Below are 21,396 nucleotides of genomic sequence, written 5' to 3' on the forward strand. Positions count from 1 at the left end.
TTAAATAAATACTTTTATTTAAACAACTTCTAAGAAAAAAATTCTAAGAAAAAACCTCTAAGCGAAAATCTTTAAATAGTTATAGCCAAATAAAAAGCTGCTCTTTAATAAGAGCAGCTTTTTTAATGCATAACATTTATAAAAATGCAGCTGTCTTAGCGATTAGGTACCGTGAGACGTTGACCGCGTTGTAGCATCGTATCCACTGCAATGTTATTCATATCAGCAAGCTCTTTGGTTGATACGCCATATTTACGTGCTAAGCCAATTAGACTGTCACCTGAGCCAACCGTATAGCTGACCGTTACTTTCGGTACTTTAATCGTCTGCCCACGTTGTAACTGCGCATTGGTCGCTATATTATTAGTCGCTGCTAAGTCTTCAACTGACACACCGAATTCGCGTGCTAACGCAATCAAACCATCGCCAGACTGGACTTTATAGCTCTCTGTGTTACCAAGCTTTTTGCCGCTGCTACTAGTGGCCGTCGACGTATTAGCACTGCTTTTCGTCTCTACAACAGCAGCACTGTTACTCTTGCTGTTGTTACTGGAAGCAGCACTGCTATTACTAGAGGTAACGACGCTAGCTTTAGCAGGAATGGTAATCGTACGACCAAGTATTAGATTAGCATTGGTTTTCAAATTATTCGCTGTTGCCAAATCACTCAAACCAATATTATAGCGTTGGGCAACACCCGTTAGCGTATCACCTGATTTAACCTTGTAGCTAACCGCTTCATCATTGAGCTGACGATCAACCAACTCTTTAGATACTGGTACTTTAATCGTTTGTCCACGTTGTAAGCGCGCTTTCGCATCAAAGTTACTGTTTACGGCAGCAATATCTTCGGCGCTAACGCCAACGCTGTTAGCAATACCAATCAAGGTATCGCCTGATTTGACTTTATAGTTGGTCGTTGGTACCGAACTTGAACTACTGGTTTTACTGGTATTGCTAGTAGTAGTCGCTTTACTAGTACTAGTAGGCGTACTGCTCACAGGGGTGAAATCCACACTGGCAGGAACTTTCAATGTTTGACCAACATACAATGAGTCTGTCGTACCGATATTATTTAGGCTGGCTAATGTCTCAGTCGAGACATTAAATTGGCGGGCAAGCGCAATCAAACCATCGCCGGCTTTTACTTTATAATTTTTGGTTGCCGTCGTCGATTTACTTGGTTTAGTAGAGGGCGCAGCAGGAGTACTGGCTGGCGCCGTTACTTTACCTGGAATCAACCATAGTTTCTGACCTCTTAATAAATCAGCACGGCTACTCAAGTTATTATAAGTTGCTAACTGTGTCACTGATAAACCAAAGCGATTGGCAGTCCCTATCAATGTATCGCCACCTTGTACTACATAACTATCTGGTTGACTCGCACTTGTCGCACTGGCATTGCTTATCGGCGCAATTGTTTTGGCATCATACAAATACAAAGTACTGCCAGATAACAATTTAGCGTTGGCATCTATCTGGTTCCACTCTGTAATATCGCGCCAGCTTACACCAGAGCGACTGGCAATATTGGCTAAAGTATCACCACGTTTTACCGTATAAGTAGTACGTGTGCCTTGAGGTTTTGGTTTACTAACCGCAGTTTTTGGAAAGCTCAGTTTCTTCTCTTTTCCTGTAGCTTCTAAAACAGACTGCTGCGTCTGTACTGCCGATAGATTGATATTACCATCAGCGTTAATAACATTGGTTTCAGGGGTATTGATCCGGATTTGACTGGCAATAAAATCACGCTCTGCTTTACTTAGCGGCGGTTCTTGAATGATGGTATTGTTCTGGGTAATCTGCGCCGATGTGGTCGGTAAGCTGTTACTACTTTTTAGCTCAGCATTGATTTTCTTGGTTTCTGCCGATGTTAGCGGCGGCTCAGTACGAATGGATGCACTGCCACTGTAAACAGAGCTACTCGTCGTTGATGCCGTTGGTGAGATATAGCTTGTCGTCTGCTGCGGTACACTGGCACTGGCAGCATAATCAGCGAGGGCACTACCGCTAGAGGGCAATGATACGCCGCCACTATAGGGCTTGTTGTTATAGCTCGGCGTCGTGGTTGCTGAATAACTTGGCGTTGTGTTGCTGCTAGTATTGCTAGAAGCCATGACATTACTGCTACCGTTGCCTCTTAAAGCGGTGAGCTTAGCGTCAGTAGGGAGACTGACATCATTAGGAATAATAATACGCTGTGGACCTGATGAGTCAATACGTGCTGAAGTCAGCGCCGTATTTAGTCTTTCTAGCTCATCGTAACTGACACCTGTCACTTGTGATACTTCAGCTAAGCTTACGCCATAGTTGACTGGCACACTACGGAAATGCTGACGGTTAGCAATGGCAGGCAGATAGACCCCATATTGTTCAGGTTTAGCAACGATTTCGGCAACAGCCAAAAAGCGCGGGACATAGTTCATGGTTTCAGTCGGTAATCTGAGTGACCAATAGTCGGTGGGTAAGCCTTGAGCTCTATTGGCATCAATGGCTTTTTGCACACGACCAGGACCGGCGTTATAAGCTGCTAATGCCAGCTCCCATGAGCCAAACTGATTATGCAGCGCGGTCAAAAAGTCATAAGCGGCACGGGTTGACTCGATGACATCACGTCGACCATCATAAGTGCTACTTTGATTCAGACCATAAATGCGCCCAGTACTAGGAATAAATTGCCATAAGCCTGCTGCTGCGGCACTACTGGTACCACTTGGATCATAAGAGCTCTCAATCACAGGTAGCAAGGCAAGCTCAGTTGGAATGTTACGACGTTCCGCTTCTCGTACCGTGTGGTAAATATAGCGACTAGCGCGCGCTGTTAAGCGGTTTAGATAATCTTGTCTACTGGTAAACCAGCCTTTCTGTGCTTCAATACGCTGATTATAAACCGGTTGCCCACCGTTCATGCGATAGCCCGCACGGAGACGATTCCACAAGTCACCATATTGTTGAATCGCAAGTTTATTGCCTTCAACCATCGTCATGTCGGTGGCTTCTAATAAATCAGCCAGCTCATCCAAGCTCTCAGCATCTAAGAACGCCGTTGAGTAGTCTGCATTTCCCGCTGGCTGAACTTGGGTGGTAGGACGCTTAGTCACCACAGCTGAGCTGCCGGTCGCACCCGTGTTCTTCACCCCTGTTGTACTACTACAAGCACTGATAAGTAAAGTCGACACCGCAAGCGTCAGTGGTAAAGCAATAAATGAGCGATAGTTTAATGACACAGTAGACATGATAGTGGAAGTTTCCTAACAACAAGAAATGATAAAATAAAGTTGATTGACAGTATAGTATGCAATATCAAACAAAAACCAGCCCAATATAAAAGATAATGCACAAAATATAATATGGCTTATCTTTTAATGATGAAAAATTTTTGTTATTAATCAACTTTATTACGCAATGGTGCTTAAGCAATTATACTTAAACAGAAGCAATGATACTTAACTAGCGTGGTTCATGGCGGTAAATTAACCATTAGCTAATAGTCACCAAGCCACTAATTAATAACCACTAGCTAATTAATAGCCACTTGTGAGACGGCGCGTAAAAGTACCGCGTTACCCGTAGCCAAAGTCAATGTGACTCTTGAGGTGGTGACAAACGAGACTCTTTGGCCATCTTTTACCCAGCTCTCATTGGTCGTCACATTGGCTTTTGCTTGCGAGCCCGTAATGACAATATTATCAACATTGATATCATAGCGATAATTAGAAGTATTACTCCAACTATTCTGCAGTAATTTGAGATAAGCCTCTTTGTCTAAGCTAGTAGATTTACCTTTTCTTGACATTGAAATCAATGCGTCATCAGACACTAAGCGCGCTATTTGATTGATGTTTTGGCTATTGGCTGATGATTTCATGGCGGCGGCGTAGTTTTGTACTAAAGATTCTGTCATGTCTGCTGCTTGCGCACTAATGCTCATCGTGCTGACAGTGGCAACAACTGCAGCTACGCCGGCGCTTTTTATCAATAAAGGCAACAGCCCTTTCCCCAATAGTCTTTTCATGATAATCCTTAGTAGTATCTTGGTTATGATCATTTATTGCTTAGTACTTTTAGAAAGCACTTTTATTTGATATTTTTTACAGCTTATTAATAGGATAGTTTTAGCCTATCACTCAATTCTCACAGTCATGTGACACCCTGTGTAATTATTGCGAACACCAAAGCAAAACTATCTTTTAAAGCATCTGCAATATTGGTATGCATTTATTATATTTTTATAGCTTGAGTCGCGTGTCTTTGAAAGATTTTCACTGCTTATTATCAGCACCGTTATCTTCATACTGCTCATCATCACTCAGCTTCAGACCTAAACGCTCTACTCGTTTGTCCATCATTTGCCGTGCCAACGCTTGCATATCTTCGACACGATCTATCTCATCAACAATCTCAAGACCCAATAATGTTTCAAACACATCTTCTAAGGTGACCAGACCTTTGACTTCACCATATTCACCGACCGTAATCGCAATATGAATACGGTTTTTTAACATTAGCTCCAACAAATCAAACAATTTCATCTTTGAAAATACAAAGGTGATGTCTCGTTTGAACTGCGTTAGTGGTTTATCTACGGCATTATTAACCTTTGCCAACAACATATCTGTTTTTAATACAAAGCCAGTAATATTATCTAAATCACCATCATAAATTGGTAGACGCGAAAAGATCAGCTTTGGTCGATCAACCAATAACTCAGCGACCGTTTTGTTTTCTTCAAAAGACAGCATGACTGAACGCGGGGTCATAATATCTTCAACTTTGATGGCACCAAATGCCAGCAGGTTGCGGATAATGCGTGATTCTAATGGGTCTATTTGTCCTGCTTCTTCACCAATGCTGGCAAGTGCGGCAAACTCACGGCGGCTGAACGCTTGCGGTTCTTTGCCGCGTACAAGCAGCTTGGTCAGTTTTTCTGAGACCCAAATTAAAGGATACAGCAGCAAGATAATCCCTCGTACAAAATAGGCAACCATGCCACCTAATTGACGCCAGTATACAGTGCCGAGTGTTTTTGGCATGATTTCAGATAAAAACAAAATAGCCAATGTCATGACTGCAGAGAATAATCCAAACCAAGCACTACCGAACACAATCGTTGCCTGTGCACCAGCACCGATAGAGCCTAAGGTATGTGCCACGGTATTTAGTGTCAAGATAGCAGCTAAAGACTGATCGATATTATCAATCTTTAGGCGTCTTAGCATACCTGCTTTTTTTGGATTGGTTTCTTGAAGGTCAGCAATATATGACGGTGTCATTGTCAATAGTGCTGCCTCTGCCAGTGAACAGATAAATGAGATGCCAATCGCCACTAACACAAATAGTATGAGTAGTAATACGCTGGAAGCGCTTGGATTCGCTAAGCCATCAGCTGCCCAAACAGAGTGCGGCAATATCAAGGTTACCAATAGTGATAACGTAGAAAACGACTTGAGATTCAACCAAGTCTTGTCACGCATCGTCGGGGGAGGTTTAGCAGATGCGTCTTTACGACAAGCGCGCGGACGGTATAAACGAGGTACAGACATAAAAGAGGTGGACAAGTTAGATAACCTAAACAAATAAGAAAAAGGAAGTCACAATATATCACGACCATATCATGAGCAGATAGCAGCAGATAGAAAATAATATCTGCTAACCTCTAATCCTGATTTAGTTTTGACCGTCATTTGCTAAAAGCGCGTGTAATATAGGCTATTAAGCAATGCTTTTAACACTGGTGACTTATCCTTTGATAGTAGCATTGATGCTGATAATTCACAATAAATCGCTATTTATTTCAAGGACGCCATACGTTCGATAATTTGCATTATTAAAGCAATATTTGCTTTATACAAGTTGAGGTTTTTCTATATTATGTAGTCGATACCCATTATATAGTCGATATCCAATAAAACAGCTACGTTATTTTATCACGCGAGACTAGGATGAGTTTTTCTGTCTTGCTGTGTCTATACCTATGCCTATGCCGACAGAGGCTGCAAAAAATTCATCCTAGTCCCGCTTTATCGTTTTTATATTGAACTGACTATACTTATCGCCTTTATATATCACCTTATATATCACCTTTTTATAGCGTAAAGCGATTGTTGCATTAAATATTGGCTGTTAGTATGCCAGTACGTTAACAAAAACGTGCTCAGCTTATGATTAACAGTTACCAAGTCTGGGATTTTTTGTTACTATGCATTTAATTTTATTACTATCTATAATTTATTGAGACAGATATGGAACAGTTCGGTCAAATCTTATTACCAGTTGCCTTCTTTGCGATTTTCTACTTTTTAGTTATTCGTCCACAATCTAAACGTACTAAAGAGCATCGTGCGATGGTCAATGCGTTGACGGTTGGTAGTGAAATCATTTTTGCTGGTGGCTTGATGGGTCGTATCAAAGACTTGGAAGGCGATTACGCCGTGGTTAGCTTAAACAACAATACCGACGTAAAGGTACAACGTGCCTCTGTTATTTCAGTATTGCCAGCGGGCACTATCGAAAGCGTTTAATTATCATAAATGGTTTTGATAGCTATTAACTTCTTGTCATTAATGACTGGCTATTTCAAAACCATTGATGATTCTTTATCAATTAATAGTTGTAATGACTATAAAATGACCGTACATTATTTACGGTCATTTTTCGCTTTATCGTTTTACCCTCATCGCGGATGATCATAATGGTGCACTATCATGGCTGCTATGGCTGCTGAATATAGTATCTCACCATTGTTATCGCTAACTTCCCATCTGCTAACTTGTGGCCTGCGTCGCCAGTAGTTTATCAACTTAAAGAAGTGATTATGCAATATCCCGCTTGGAAATACTTACTCATCACCGTCGTGTTCATCTTTGCCGGTCTGTATGCTGCTCCTAACTTATATCCTGATGAACCTGCCGTACAGATTACCAGTGCAGCAGCAGGCACACAGTTGTCTGAAGGTATATTGACTCAGTCACAAAGCTTATTAAAAGAAGCTGGCTTGAACTACCATGACGGTACGTTTAAAGGCAACAGTGCGCTGGTACGTCTTGACACCTCAGCCGATCAGCTTAAGGCTCAGGAAGTATTGAGACGGAATTTAGGTGAAGACTATGTGGTCGCGCTTAACTTAGCCCAAACGACGCCGCAGTGGTTACGTGATATCGGCGCAAAACCAATGAAACTTGGTCTTGATTTGCGCGGTGGTGTGCGTTTTGTGCTAGAAGTCGATATGGACAAAGCGCTAGAACAACGCCTGACCAGTGCCAGTCGTGATATTCGACGTGATCTAAGAGCTGAGAGCATTGCCGTTAAAGGTATCAAGAATGACAAGCGTAGCGTGGTGCTGCATTTTGCTGATACGGATGCTCGCAATCGTGCCCAAAACGTTTTGCAAAGCTCGATGGGTAATACATTTGCCTTACAGTCCTCTATTGATGAACAAGGTCCTTCGCTGATTTTGGCGTATAACGATAAAACGTTGGATGAAATCAATAGCTATGCGGTCAACCAAAACTTAACCACCCTACGCAATCGTATTGCTGAGCTTGGGGTTACAGAAGCCTTGGTACAATCACAAGGTGCTAGCCGCATCGTCGTTGAGCTACCAGGTGTACAAGATACTGCTGAGGCAAAACGTGTCCTTGGTCGTACTGCCAACCTTGAGTTCCGTATGGTCGCTGAAGGTGCTGAAAACTATACGGGCGGTATACCACCTGCAGGTACCGAAGCCTTTCCATTTAACACACTCGATGGTGCGCCGGTATTGCTAGAGCGTCAAGCGATTGTGACGGGTGAAAAAGTCACTAATGCTCAGACAGGCATTGATGAAAGTGGCTCACCGGAAGTCAGTATTACCTTAGATAGTGCAGGTGGTAAGCTGATGCAAAACGCTACCCGTACTGCTGTTGGTAAACAAATGGCTGTACTATTTATTGAAAATAAGCAGCGCATTACTTATGAAGAAGACCCAGCAACGGGCGAGACTGTCGAGGTCCGCACCCCTTATGCTGAGACGAAAGTTATTAACCGCGCTAATATCCAAGCAGTACTAGGCTCATCATTCCGTATTACGGGACTTGATAGTAGTGCTGAAGCAGCTGAGCTTGCGCTCTTGCTACGCTCGGGTGCGTTAGCAGCACCAATGTATTTCGTTGAAGAACGCACGATTGGCCCATCACTGGGTCAAGAAAATATTGATAAAGGCTTATTCTCTACGCTGGTTGGTTATTTATTAGTCTTTGCGTTTATGATAATTTTCTATCGCTTATTCGGCGTGATTGCCAACGTTGCACTGGCAGTTAACGTTATTATTATCATCTCTATTATGTCAATTTTAGGCTCATCACTGACGCTACCTGGTATTGCGGGTATCGTTTTGACCATTGGTATGGCGGTCGATGCCAACGTCCTGATTTTTGAGCGTATACGTGAGGAGCTGGCAAACGGGGTCAGACCAAAATCCGCCATCGTGGCTGGTTTTGATCGTGCTTATAGTAGTATTTTCGATGCCAACATCACAACATTACTGGTCGCGTTTATTTTATTTGCGATTGGTACTGGTCCGATTAAAGGATTTGCGATTACGTTAGCGATTGGTATTGTTAGCTCGCTGTTTACTGCCATTTTAGTAACACGTGCGCTGATACAAATTGCTTACGGTAAGCGTAAATCTATCAAACGTTTGAGCATCGGTTAGGAGAACACTATGGCAATCGATAAGAATAACCCTCTAGAACAACAGAACAATCCTGAACCTAACGGCTCAAACAGTGATGCAAGCACGTATCGCCGTAAAAAACCACGCCGTGATGGTAAAGGTAGTAATACCCAAACCAATAGTTCTACTAAGACAAAATCAAGTAGCAATAAATCTCGTCGCAGTGGTAAAGGCGACGGCAAAGACAGTCAAGCACTGACTACTCAAGCGCTAAACACTAATACGGCTATCGATCCTAACTTAGCAGTGGGTGACGCTGCTGAAGATGCCGCCGCCTATGCAGAAGGTGGTATCAAAGCTATTGGCAATCAACGTATCATTCCTTTTATGAAGATAGAAAAGCCAATGGCGATTTTGTCTCTTATTTTAGTGATTGGTAGTATTATTGCGATTGCAGTCAATGGTCTAAACCTAGGTCTTGACTTCACCGGCGGGGTTTCAGCAGATGTGCGTTATGAGCAGTCTGTTGAGCAAACCGATGTGATCAACGCTTTGGCTGATAATGGATTTAATGATGCTGTCGTACAGTATTTAGGAACGTCTCAAGAGCTACTGATACGCCTACCACCGCAGTCTGATAACGTTGATGGGCTTAGCGCTAGTCTCAGTGAAGCTTTAGCACTGCCTAATAATGACGTTAACATCAGTAATGTTAATATCATTGGTAGCCAAGTTGGTAATGAGATCTATCTAAGCTCAGTGATGTCGATTGTGTTAGCATTGGTATGTATGCTTGGCTATGTCGCCCTACGCTTCCAATTCAAATTGGCTATTGGTGCAGTATTGTCGCTATTTCATGATGCTATCGTGACCATCGGTGTCTTTGCGTTATTTGGTTTTCCGTTCGACTTAACAGTATTGGCCGCTATCTTGGCATTGATTGGTTATTCATTGAACGATACGATCGTCGTCTATGACCGTATCCGCGAAAACTTCCGCCGTGTGCGCGGTATCACAGCCGTGCAAACGATTGATTTGTCACTGACAGAGACGCTACGTCGTACGATTATGACTATCTCAACCGTGCTATTAGTGGTATTAGCAATGCTGTTCTTGGGTGGTGATGGCTTATTCTGGTTCTCAGCTGCGCTCTTCATCGGCTTACTTGCTGGTACTTATTCATCTACCTATATTGCAAGCTCGATTCCTCTAGCGATGGGTCTGTCACGTGATGATTTTATCGTCAAAGTAAAACCTGAGTTTGAAGAAGAAATCGTTACTTTTAATGACCCAAAAATGTTTGAACAAGACTGATAGTGGCATCAAAGATAATAAGCCTCATTATAATAAAAGCACCTAAATCCTAGGTGCTTTTATCTTTATACTGTTTTCATTTATAGCCCGTTTATACTCCAATATTATCTAATAAATAACCGCCACCCTTAATGCGCCGACTTAAGCGACCATTTCATGCCATCTACCCTATCGCCAAGTGCTATGCCACCTATTGATACTCGTTACGCGCGCATCATTGCTATTGCATTGCCGGTATTACTGGCAAATCTTGCGATGCCACTACAAAGCGTTATTGATACTGCGATTGTCGGCAACATGAATGACACCGCTAAACTTGCTGGTATTGGACTCGCGATACAACTGCTGTCTTTATTGCTCGTCAGTTTTAATTTTTTGCAATATGCTTCATCTGGACTTTCCGCTCAAGCATTAGGTCAGCTGGCTAATAAAGAAACTTCTACTCATGATGCATTAAAAAAACCGGATACCACGCAATCACCGCTTCTATCTATTTTGCAACGTGCTTTGGTACTTGCGTTTATTATTGGAGGCGTTTTGCTACTGGCAAAACCTTGGTTAATTGATTTTGGTCTACAAGCACTCTCAGCCAATCCTGATAGTGGCACAGCAGCAAAGACCTATTTAGATGTACGCTTTTGGGGTGTAATAGCCGAGCTGATGAACTTTGCTTTTATCGGCTGGTTTGCAGGTCAAGGCAAAACCCGTTATATGCTCTACCAACAAGGTTTTATCGCGATACTTAATATCATTCTGACGCTATTTTTTGTTTTCGGTATGAATATGGGCTTGGTCGGTGTCGCACTAGGTACCATGATTGCCTTTTGGCTGGGTGTGCTATTGGCATTATGGTTGAGCCGTCGGCATCTACAAATATCTTGGCAAGCTTTATTTACTGCTGACCCGCAGCATTTTAGTAAAGATAAAATGCTTAGGCTATTTTCGCTAAATAAAGATATTTTTATCCGTACGCTTATATTAACCTTAAGCTTTGCTTGGATTACTCGGCTGTCGGCCCAAAGTGGTGATGTCATACTGGCTGCCAATGCTATTTTATTACAAGTATTGAGTATCTCAGCCTTTGCGCTTGATGGGGTGGCAGTATCCGCTGAAACGTTAAGTGGGCAAGCAGCAGGAAGACGTGATTGGCCACGCTTTCGTATCATTGTTAAGCGCACAGGTATCGTCAGCTATGGTTTAGCGTTAATGCTAAGTGCCATATGGTGGCTGGCAATGCCCACTTATTTGCAATTTATGACCAATATTGAGTCGGTCTTTACCCTTGCTTATGACTATCATCTTTATGCCGTATTGCTACCACTGGTTGGAGTTGGTGCTTATTGGCTAGATGGAATATTTTTTGGCTTAACAGCCGGTAACGTGATTCGTAATGCCGCTCTTATATTAGCAGTCGTCTTTTTCCCATTAAGCTGGCTGCTTTATCAACAATGGGATATGACTGGTATCTGGCTAAGCGTCTGGTGTTTACTATTATTAAGATTGATTATTCTCGGTGGATTCTTATACCGTGCTCAGCAAACAGGCAGCTATGAGAAATTGCAGCCTGAGCATTAAACCTTGCTAGATACTCATGTGCATAGCCAGTTTAAATAAATAAAATTAGTAATAAACGAAAACTATAGTAAAATTAGGATGTTACGTGACCACTCAATCAAATGAGATAAAGCAGAATCAAGCGCAGGGCTCTGACTGGACAGAAGGCTTCAAAAAAAGCTTACCAGTAGCCATGGGTTATTTGCCAGCGGGCATTGCTTTTGGTGTGCTTGCTCAAGTTGCCGGTATACCCATATGGGCAACAATTATGCTCAGTGTTGTGTTATATGCCGGGGCGGCTCAATATGCCTGCCTACCCATGCTGAGTGCCGGATTGCCTATTGGTAGTATGGCCACTAACATTGCCGCTATCAACTTACGTCATGTGTTTTATGGTATGCCATTGCTGCAATACTTACCCACACAGAGGCTTGCAAAGACCTATTGCTTGTTTGCCCTCACTGACGAGACTTTTTCGGTCATGACCAGCTTACCGAACGAATCACGGCAAGCCTTGATACTACCGATCAGTCTTTTCAACCAAAGCTGGTGGGTACTGGCGAGTGCTATTGGCGTTTTGATTGGCAGCGCCCTCAGTGATTTGGTACCACATTTAGATTTTGCTTTGGTTTGTTTATTTGCTATTTTAGCGTATGAGCAATTTCAAAGTATCAAACGTTATTTTCCGATAGGTATTGCTGTGATTGCATTAGCCATTGCTTCGCTGTTTACCAGTAATTGGTTATTACTGGTGGCGATTACCATTTGCATGCTGATGATTTTGGCGCGTGGGTTTTGGACACGACAAAGCGTGAAAGGAGGCAGCAATGACCAGTAGCTATCTGATTATAGCGACTTTTGCTATGGCCACAGTGACCTTTGTGACTCGCGCCCTACCTGCTTTAATACCCAAAAAACTGCTCGACACACCTTGGCTGCACCGGTTGAATGAGAGTTTACCCCTATCAGTCATGGTATTACTGATTTTAACCAGTTTGTCGTATCAAGGCTTATCAGAAAATATTGGCTTAAACAGTGCAGAGCTGCATTTATTGATGGCACAAATTGGTGCTTTATTATTGGTACTATTCGTCTACCATATTAGCCGTCAGTTGCTAGTTAGTATGATAGTCGGTATTGCAGCGATTAATGGCTTTCTCTGGCTATTAGCCAGCTTTTAACGCTAAGATATGTGCTTTCTGCCCATGATTCCTAATGATAATTCTTGAGCATAAAAAAGGCTGAATTCATTGAGATTTCAGCCTTTTTGCACTTTAAAATCAATTTTATTTTTTAGTTACTTGGTAATCTATAGCTCTTCTACACCCATCATATCGACTGGCGTATCGGCAACGATTTGCATGCCTTTCTTACCTATTTTAGCCGTTTCACTACGCTGTTCTTGTAGATGATCAAGATAAGCTTCATCTATTTGACCAGTGATGTAGCAACCATTAAATACTGCACAGTCAAAGCCTTCAACCTTACTGTGCTTGGTATCTTTTACCGCATCAATGAGGTCATCTAAATCTTGAAAAATTAAGCGATCGGCACCGATAATATCACGTACTTCTTCCACTGTATGACCTGAGGCAATCAACTCGCTGCGTACTGGCATATCAATACCATAAACATTAGGGTATTTGACCGGTGGCGCAGCACTGGCAAAGAATACTTTGCTGGCACCTGCATCACGTGCCATTTGAATGATTTCATGGCAGGTCGTACCGCGGACGATAGAATCATCAACCAACAAGACATTTTTGCCTTTAAACTCTAATGGTACTGGGCTAAGCTTTTGGCGTACCGATTTTTTACGCTGCTGCTGACCTGGCATGATAAAGGTGCGACCGATATAACGGTTTTTCATAAACCCTTCACGGTACTTAATATTCATTTTCAGCGCCAGTTCCATCGCGGAGGTACGCGAGGTATCCGGAATAGGAATCACCACATCAATATCGTGATCTTCGCCCCACTCTTTAAGGATTTTATCTGCTAATTTCTCACCCATACGTAAACGTGACTTGTAGACCGAAATATTATCCATAATCGAATCTGGACGCGCAAAATAAACATATTCAAAAATACATGGGGTATATTCTTTTTGCTCTACACATTGATGGGTATGCAGTTGATGGTTTAAGTCAATAAAGATAGCTTCACCAGGTTTCACATCACGAATAATGCTAAAACCTGAACCAGTAAGCGCTACCGACTCAGAAGCTACCATATATTCTGTGCCGCCGTTTGCCGCTAGACGCTCACCGAAAATTAACGGACGAATGCCATTAGGATCACGAAACGCCAGTAAACCATGACCAGTAATCAAAGCTACTACCCCATAAGCGCCTTCACAGCGGCTATAAACTGCTTTTGTTGCTTCAAAAATATCATCAGCAGTCGGATGGGTTTTGCCTAAATTCTGCATTTCATGCGCTAAGACGTTTAATAGTACTTCAGAGTCTGAGTCAGTATTCAAATGACGACGGTCATCCTGATAAAGTGACTTTGCCAAGCTTTCCGCATTGGTTAAATTACCATTGTGGGCAAGCGTAATACCATAAGGGGAGTTGACATAGAAAGGTTGCGCTTCAGCACTGCTTGAGCTCCCAGCAGTAGGATAACGGACGTGACCAATACCGAATTTACCTACCAAACGCTGCATGTGGCGATTCATAAAAACATCACGTACCATGCCGTTTTCTTTACGTAAATATAAGCGTCCATCCTGTAAAGTCACAATACCTGCCGCATCTTGCCCGCGATGCTGCAACATAGTTAAAGCATCATAAAGAATTTGGTTGACTGGCTCATGAGCTGCGACCCCAACGACTCCACACATAGTTGTATCCTATTTTAAATTTGAACCACACACTGAAAACACAATAACGGCATAATTCATGACAAAGGTATTTTGCAATATTACCTATCACTTGCCGTCAAGCTGATGATATTTTCTGAGATTAAAATCTTATTGATAACAGCTAAAGCTGATGATCAGCAAGACAAACGATTGATGCTTGATAATTAATGCTTGATAGCTGATGGATTATATTTTAATAATATTAAAAGCGATTAAATAGATTTTATTCATAGTTTATGACTGATTGACTTGATCCCAAGCCAACCCAAACATATCTGAGACCAGCTCTTTACCCATCGGTGCATAAGGCAGCAATTCAGGCGCAAGTATTGATGTTTGCCATTGCGGCATCTGTACCAATAATGGCGCACTAACGCTAAGAACAACCAACACCATGAGCACGTTTTTAGCAGCACCCAGTACACCGCCTGCCATTTTATCTAATACGCCCAAACGCAAGGTTTTGAGCACCCCTGAAAAGACAAACGCCACTAAATGCATGATAGCCAAGATAATAATTACCACCAATAAAAAGGCGGTTGCCATCTGTAATACGGGGTTTTGTACGATACCTGATAACTGCGGTGCCACTGAACCTGCCAATCTGGTCGCAGCAATGAGCGCGATAAACCAACCCACCAGACCAACCGCCGTTTTAATCAATCCGACTTGAAAGCCACGCCATAAGCCAATTAAAACAATAACAGCAATCACAATGTCTAAACCACTCATGTTTATCGCCTCATTAGCCTATATTTATTGTATCGGGTATTTAATTGAAGTTTTCAGCACGCTTAACTAAGATTTGGTTTTCAATAAATCATGCGCTACCTAATGAATAATTGGTCTGGCTATTTAACCTTTCAGCTAACTTTTCACTTAGCCTTCCATAGCATCGTAATAACCGCCAATGGATTGGATACAAGACTGTACCAACCCAGGACCTCGATAAATAAGCCCTGTATAAAGCTGTACCATGTCTGCACCTGCTTCGATCTTTTTGACCGCTTTTGCGCCGCTATCGATACCGCCCACACCAATCAAAGCTACTTTACCATCCAGTTGATCGGCGAATTGTTGTAAAATTTGGGTGCTAATGTGGCTGACTGGGCGACCTGATAATCCGCCCATTTGATCGCCATCTGGCAAGTCTTCGACACCGACTCGGCTTAATGTGGTATTGGTCGCAATCAAACCATCAATCTCAAAATCTAGCAGCTGCTGAGAAATATAATCAACTTGTAACGGCTCTAAATCAGGCGCGACTTTAAGCACCATCGGCACATAAAAACCATATTCTGTTGCCAGCTGATTATGACGATTTTTAATAATATCTAATAGACGAGTGAGCGCTTCCCCACTTTGTAGGTCACGTAAGTTTTTGGTATTGGGTGAGGATATATTAACGGTAATATAGGAAGCATGCGGATAAACACGCTCTAGGCAATAAACGTAATCATCAGCGGCTTGCTCGACTGGTGTAGCGGCATTTTTGCCAATATTAATACCGATGTTACCTTTATATTTACAACGCTTCACATTTTCAATCAGGTAATCGACACCTTCGTTGTTAAAGCCCATACGGTTAATAATGGCATCGGCTTGTTTGAGTCTAAACAGTCGTGGTTTATCATTACCTATCTGCGGCTTTGGGGTGACCGTACCCACTTCTATAAAACCAAACCCTAGCTCAGCGAGGGCATCAATATAGTCGCCGTTTTTGTCCAATCCTGCAGCAAGCCCAACCGGGTTAGAGAACTGCAAGCCCATGCAATCTGTTGGCTGCATAGATTGACCATATATCAAACCTAAAACGCGCGCCTTATGAGCTTTATCTAATAAAGACAATGTCATTTCGTGAGCGTGTTCAGGGTCGAGATTGAATAAAAAAGGGCGAAGTAAGGCATAAGACATAGTAATGGCAGACCCTGCTTGAAAAGCGATAATGAATAAGAAAAACGAATGAGATCAAGCGCAGCGATTATATCAGCTTAACAGAAATAAGACCAAAGTTTCATCAGTCGATTTTTTATATAAAAGCTTAAATATGTAACTATAAATCGTGATTTATTTGGCATGTAGAAGCTGTATGTATGTGTATTGATATTAAGGTACAGGTCGACCATCGGTTAAAGCAATCCAACCTCGCACGATACGGTATAAATGCCAAATAAAGGTAAAACCCATTATTAAAAAGCCCAAACCAGCTAATAATACCGAGCCGATGGCTATATTGCCACTATCGGCCAACATGCTTACGCCAAAGCCACCTAAGGCAAAGGTGATGGTGGCAATCCCAATGACGAACAAAACGATACTGTACCAAAAAGTTTTAATTTGCCAGTCAAAATGCGTCGCTAGCCATGTGCCGTCAGCATCATGGCGCTTGGCGTAATTCATAAAAATAGGCACAATCCATAATAGACCAGCTGTAAAATAACTGAGTACATATAATAAATAGGTGATGTGATTATAAGTGACCAAAGAGCGGCGCGTGTTGTCGCTCATATTATTATTCATGTTTTGACTCATATTCCCATTCATATTGTTATTTATACTGTTATTTATATTGTCGCTCGTCATATCGTATTGTCCTTGCCCTCTCCCTCTCATTGCATAATCAGATGAGTTCTCAAAAGGCGCATTATTATCAGACACAACCGATTCAGATTCTTTAACCTGTTGACGCAAACGTGCTTCAGTTTGGCGATTAGGAGAGTCATTCATCATAAACATCCATCACTGGCAGTGGCTAATAACTATTTTATTGTGTCATATCAGCGTTTTTCAATGACCATGTTTTAAATTATAAGTATTACAAGTTAATCCTGAGATGACTCCATCCTAATATACTTATACTAAGAGGTGACGGTCGCCTGTACTTGAATCGCCTTAGTGACCAAATCCTGCTGCATGGACAGCTGAGTAAATTGCCAACCTTGCTGCTCAAGCTTACCAAGTGCGGTGCTCACCACTGCTTGGCTTGCATGATTAAAGCTCAGCTGCACTGCATCACCAGCCGCGATTACTTGCGCATCGACAATACCTGAATTATTTAGCAGCGCGCTGACACTGCTGGCAGGTGGCATCGCAGCCGCGCCATCAGCGCTATTGGCAGCATTTAACGCGTTACTATCGATATTGCTTGCTTGGGCACGCAACCAGAAATAATCCGCCACCTGCTCTTGATATTCACTTTTGCTATTATTTGCTACCTGATGAACACTATAGCCCCCATAACCGCCAACAAATAACAGTAAAAAAGTAGACAGTAATATCAAAGCCAACTGATCGCGGGAAGACAATATCTGCCAGCGTGCAGATAACATATTTTGATAGCTAGTCATTCGCGCTGATAGCACACTGGTCTGAGGCATAGAGGCGTTACTTTTGGCGCGGCGCTGTAATATTTTCATTATTAACCTTTATTGCCTATCGTTGGACAGCTTATAAATAACTCGTTAAAGAACAGACCGCTTATTTGAAGCGCGTATAAAATGAGTACTGTACTAGGACGTTGCCCCATTATTCGCTGTGCTGTTATTTTCTATGACATTGACGGTCACTTGACCACTAAATTGACCTTGCTCATTACTATTAACCTGCTCTAACTTGGCAGTTAAGCCTTGTGCAGCAAGCGTATTGGTAAATTGGTCAAGACTACTACGATCAGGTGCAATCAGCGTAAAACTGAGTGCCGATGGCTGCATTACTAATGCCTGCGCCCTTAATGAGGACTGCTTAATCACAGGGGATATGCGCGCAAGTATGGCCATATGTGACGCTGGCGCTTGGCTATCGCTGCGTAGCTTTGGTTGTAATTGCACTTGCAGCTTCGTACGCGCACTTAAAGGCTCATTTGGAAACCAAGACTGATACTGCGCGGCAATCTCTGTCTTGGTTTGCGCTGCTGCGTCATTATATTGGTACCACTGTATCGCATCCGTTGCCATCTGCAACACTAGTGCCGATAGCGCCACCATCATTGCCACACGAAGATACGGAGATAACTGCGAATCTGTTGATTTAATAAAAAAGTTAAGTGCATGACGCTCAGGGTTGTCAAACGGCTTAGGAGTAATAGGCAGCGTGGTTAATAACAGCTGATGCTCAGCTATTAGTGCCGCTGTGATAGCGGTAAAGCTGGCCGTTGTTATAGGCTTTATTAAATCAACATTACTATCAGACTCTAAACCATCAGTAACACCTGTATCAGAAGCATAAGACGCCTCATCGATGACTGGTAATAGCAAAATCTCACTCAAATGCGGGAAACGCTCGAATATTAAAGGCAGGTAACTAACCGCCATACCTTGACGCAATGACTGGCGCAATAACGTCGTATGCGCATCTTGGTACAATGTTATTTGCTGCCCAGCACCTTCTTCTGGCGTTGGCAATAATAAAAAATCAGGAAGCAATGCTACGATATTCATGCCCGCAAGCTTTGCACTTTGCTGCCATAACTCGATATCACTTTGTGCCAATGCATAGAGATGATGGCTATTGGTATCGCTCAGCTGCCGAATGGCCAACTGCTCAACAGGAGTCAGAGAGGTCTCTTCAAACAAATACTGCTTACCAACACTCCCCAACTGTTTGAGTTGAGCGGTATTCAGTTCAGTATCTACTTGTAAAACATGGCTTGAGGGAAAATAAAGACAAATGGCTTTTTGGCTATTTGTCTTATAGCTACTATAGATATCATATAGCTGTTGCCAACCGTCGACCAATTGCCAGTGTTGACTGTCTTCATGCCAGACCGCTAATGGACTGTGCTGCGCTCTTAACCAAACGTGTAACACCAAATGTGTCCTTAATTATCGAAGCGGTAGCTTATTAAAGTTATATTCATCAAAGCCATTATTTATCGAAATTGTTATTTATTGAAACTATTATTTATTGAAGCTTTAATCTACAAAAAAACAGTCTAGCTAGAAACATAGACAGTTTTTATGAGCATTAATAGCGGTCATGTTAATACAGGCACAGCTACTATTATAATCAGTTAAAAATGAAATCCTTACGATTATCACACCACTCTGCTAGTATAAATTTTTCTCGCTTGCTGTGCACTTCATCAGACAGAGGCTTCGAAAACTTCATACTAGTTCCGCTGTATCGCTTTTACATTGAACTGACTATAGCAATAAAGTATTTTTTTAAGTGAATCGAATACAATACTTAGGTGCTAATTATTAATTACCAAAACAGCATATGTTAATAAGGTTGATCCGGTACAAAACGATCAATTTCGCGTGCCATACCAGCCATCATAAAGTCCATCTCGAACACGCGCGCTTCTCCTAGAGAGAAAGACTCAGGATAGTCATCGATGAGCAGCCCAGCAATGTTAGCCACGATAGACATATGACAGACTACTGCCAGACACTCTACTTCAATATTAGCAATGTCCGTTAAAGCATGACGCGCATCATCAGAAGGCGTGATATTTTCTTGTATTTTTGATGGCACGCTAGGTAAAAGTGATTGCAATGCTGCTAGTGTCTGCTGCGCTCTATCATAAGGACTCACCAAAAAACAATCAGGACGATAACGAGCCGTGATATATTCTGCCGTTTGTGCAGCCTGCTGCTGCCCGAAGTCGGTCAACTGACGGGCACTATCTGGACGCGTCTCGTCTTCTGCTTGACCATGACGAATCAATATAATTTTCATAACCTTCCTTATTACTTTTTTGCATTGCTATCAGTATCATTTTTTTTGGTTTTTGCTTTACTGCTTGCTGTTTGCATTTGTGCCGTCAGCGCCGCATTACTATGATCATGCTCCATGACAAACTCAACGTCGCTACGGAATCCCGCTTCCATCAAGTGTAAAGCAACCCCTAGCGCCGCCTTATCTTCGTAAATGACTGCATGCAATGCATGGGTGATAGGCATATAGATGCCTTCCTTAGTGGCTTTTTCATGCACCTGCTGAATGGTATTTACCCCTTCAGCGGTTTGACCCAGTTTTTTGACGGCGGCATCAATATTCATACCGCGACCAAGCATATTACCGATGCGATAGTTGCGACTCAATTCTGAGCTACAGGTGGCGTATAAATCTCCAACACCTGATAGACCTAAGAAAGTAAGCGGATTGGCACCAGCATGTACCCCAAAGCGGCTCATCTCTGCCAAGCCACGGGTTAATATCATGGCTTTGGTGTTCTCGCCCACTTCATAAGCTGCCGCCATACCCATAGCAATGGCATAAATATTTTTTAGCGCACCACCAAGTTCGACACCGCGGATATCATCACTGGCAAACACTCTAAAGAAGGCGCTGTGCAGTGCTGCTTGTACCGCATGGCGTAGTGGCTCAGATTCACTAGCAATTACAGTGGCTGACGGCATATTTTTCATGATTTCTATAGCCAGATTTGGACCTGACATAACACCGAAGTTTACTTCAGGTAGCTCATCTTTGATGATATCGCTCATCAATGCAAAGGTATCTTTTTCCATACCTTTGGTGAGAGAAACAATAGATTGACCACTAATAAAAGGAGCGATACTTTTGAGCGTTTCACGAAAAGCCAAGCCCGGTACGGCAATAAAAATAATATCGGTATCTTTCACTGCTGCTTGTAGCTCGTGGCTATATTTGAGACGATCATCAAGCTTGTGACCTGGCAGATATTTTTTATTCATCTGCGACTTCGCCATCGCTTTAACAGTACGCTTGTTACGTACCCAAAGCGTGGTATCACAACCATTACGCGCCGCTAGATTTGCCATAGCAGTACCAAAGCTACCACCGCCTAAAAATGCCAAACGCAGCTTAGTCGGATTGTTGTGAATCTCTGCCATGTTTTTTGCTACGGCAGACTCTACCGCACTTGGATTTAATTTTTTACGCCCAATGCCTGATTTGGTCGCACGTTCAATGATACCGGACAACAAACTATTATTTTTTTCAGCCATTTTTTGCTCGGCTTGATTGCTGTCTATTTCCGTATCTGTGTTTTTATCACTGGCACTTGTCATATTTTTTATCCGTG

General features: G+C 42.4%; 17 protein-coding genes. 6 read left to right on the forward strand and 11 right to left on the reverse strand.

The features are described 5' to 3' along the window. Positions 1–155: 155 nt before the first annotated feature. From WAZ74_RS11520 to WAZ74_RS11530, 3 genes are all read right to left on the reverse strand, one after another. Positions 156–3,236 (reverse strand): LysM peptidoglycan-binding domain-containing protein, encoded by a 3,081-nt coding sequence (locus tag WAZ74_RS11520; protein ID WP_422308436.1) that lies wholly within the window; start codon positions 3,234–3,236, stop codon positions 156–158. Positions 3,237–3,520: 284 nt separating this feature from the next. Further along, positions 3,521–4,015 (reverse strand): nuclear transport factor 2 family protein, encoded by a 495-nt coding sequence (locus WAZ74_RS11525; RefSeq protein ID WP_422308437.1) that lies wholly within the window; start codon positions 4,013–4,015, stop codon positions 3,521–3,523. Between the two features lie 247 nt (positions 4,016–4,262). Beyond that, complete coding sequence (locus WAZ74_RS11530) at positions 4,263–5,543, reverse strand: hemolysin family protein (RefSeq protein ID WP_422308521.1); 1,281 nt, start codon at positions 5,541–5,543, stop codon at positions 4,263–4,265. A 699-nt stretch (positions 5,544–6,242) separates the two neighbouring features. Between WAZ74_RS11530 and yajC the strand changes: the two genes are divergently transcribed. The 6 genes from yajC to WAZ74_RS11560 all read left to right on the forward strand — a co-directional run bounded on the left by yajC (position 6,243) and on the right by WAZ74_RS11560 (position 12,702). After that, entirely contained in the window at positions 6,243–6,521 is a 279-nt protein-coding gene (yajC, locus tag WAZ74_RS11535) for a preprotein translocase subunit YajC (RefSeq protein ID WP_422308438.1), read from the forward strand. Positions 6,522–6,814: 293 nt separating this feature from the next. Then, positions 6,815–8,692 carry a protein translocase subunit SecD gene (gene secD, locus WAZ74_RS11540; RefSeq protein ID WP_422308439.1) on the forward strand — a complete coding sequence of 626 codons (1,878 nt, stop codon included), beginning with the start codon at positions 6,815–6,817 and terminating at the stop codon, positions 8,690–8,692. Between the two features lie 9 nt (positions 8,693–8,701). After that, a complete protein-coding gene (gene secF, locus WAZ74_RS11545; protein WP_422308440.1) occupies positions 8,702–9,967 on the forward strand; it encodes a protein translocase subunit SecF in 1,266 nt (421 codons plus the stop codon). A 156-nt stretch (positions 9,968–10,123) separates the two neighbouring features. Beyond that, a complete protein-coding gene (locus WAZ74_RS11550) occupies positions 10,124–11,542 on the forward strand; it encodes an MATE family efflux transporter (protein WP_422308441.1) in 1,419 nt (472 codons plus the stop codon). Between the two features lie 85 nt (positions 11,543–11,627). Next, positions 11,628–12,359, forward strand: a complete 732-nt coding sequence (locus WAZ74_RS11555) for an AzlC family ABC transporter permease (protein ID WP_422308442.1) — start codon at positions 11,628–11,630, stop codon at positions 12,357–12,359. Next, positions 12,349–12,702: an AzlD domain-containing protein gene (locus WAZ74_RS11560; protein ID WP_422308443.1), complete on the forward strand. Its 354-nt coding sequence runs from the start codon at positions 12,349–12,351 to the stop codon at positions 12,700–12,702. The genes WAZ74_RS11555 and WAZ74_RS11560 overlap by 11 nt, the downstream gene beginning before the upstream one ends. Positions 12,703–12,830: 128 nt before the next feature. On the opposite strand, the gene purF is transcribed toward WAZ74_RS11560, so the two are convergent. From purF to WAZ74_RS11600, 8 genes are all read right to left on the reverse strand, one after another. Then, positions 12,831–14,366, reverse strand: a complete 1,536-nt coding sequence (purF, locus tag WAZ74_RS11565) for an amidophosphoribosyltransferase (RefSeq protein ID WP_422308444.1) — start codon at positions 14,364–14,366, stop codon at positions 12,831–12,833. A gap of 255 nt (positions 14,367–14,621) precedes the next feature. Continuing rightward, positions 14,622–15,119 (reverse strand): CvpA family protein, encoded by a 498-nt coding sequence (locus tag WAZ74_RS11570; RefSeq protein WP_422308445.1) that lies wholly within the window; start codon positions 15,117–15,119, stop codon positions 14,622–14,624. Between the two features lie 147 nt (positions 15,120–15,266). Beyond that, positions 15,267–16,301: a quinone-dependent dihydroorotate dehydrogenase gene (locus WAZ74_RS11575; RefSeq protein WP_422308446.1), complete on the reverse strand. Its 1,035-nt coding sequence runs from the start codon at positions 16,299–16,301 to the stop codon at positions 15,267–15,269. A 192-nt stretch (positions 16,302–16,493) separates the two neighbouring features. After that, positions 16,494–16,931 carry a DUF4870 family protein gene (locus tag WAZ74_RS11580; RefSeq protein ID WP_422308522.1) on the reverse strand — a complete coding sequence of 146 codons (438 nt, stop codon included), beginning with the start codon at positions 16,929–16,931 and terminating at the stop codon, positions 16,494–16,496. Between the two features lie 314 nt (positions 16,932–17,245). Further along, positions 17,246–17,803, reverse strand: a complete 558-nt coding sequence (gene gspM, locus WAZ74_RS11585; protein ID WP_422308447.1) for a type II secretion system protein GspM — start codon at positions 17,801–17,803, stop codon at positions 17,246–17,248. A gap of 93 nt (positions 17,804–17,896) precedes the next feature. Then, complete coding sequence (gene gspL / locus WAZ74_RS11590) at positions 17,897–19,192, reverse strand: type II secretion system protein GspL (protein WP_422308448.1); 1,296 nt, start codon at positions 19,190–19,192, stop codon at positions 17,897–17,899. Between the two features lie 415 nt (positions 19,193–19,607). Then, positions 19,608–20,066, reverse strand: coding sequence for a phosphohistidine phosphatase SixA (gene sixA / locus WAZ74_RS11595; protein WP_422308449.1), 459 nt, complete (start codon positions 20,064–20,066; stop codon positions 19,608–19,610). 11 nt (positions 20,067–20,077) lie between these two features. After that, positions 20,078–21,382 carry an NAD(P)H-dependent glycerol-3-phosphate dehydrogenase gene (locus WAZ74_RS11600; RefSeq protein WP_422308450.1) on the reverse strand — a complete coding sequence of 435 codons (1,305 nt, stop codon included), beginning with the start codon at positions 21,380–21,382 and terminating at the stop codon, positions 20,078–20,080. Between the last annotated feature and the right edge of the window lie 14 nt (positions 21,383–21,396).

Source organism: Psychrobacter sp., assembly GCF_049295055.1.
Classification (GTDB): Bacteria; Pseudomonadota; Gammaproteobacteria; order Pseudomonadales; family Moraxellaceae; genus Psychrobacter.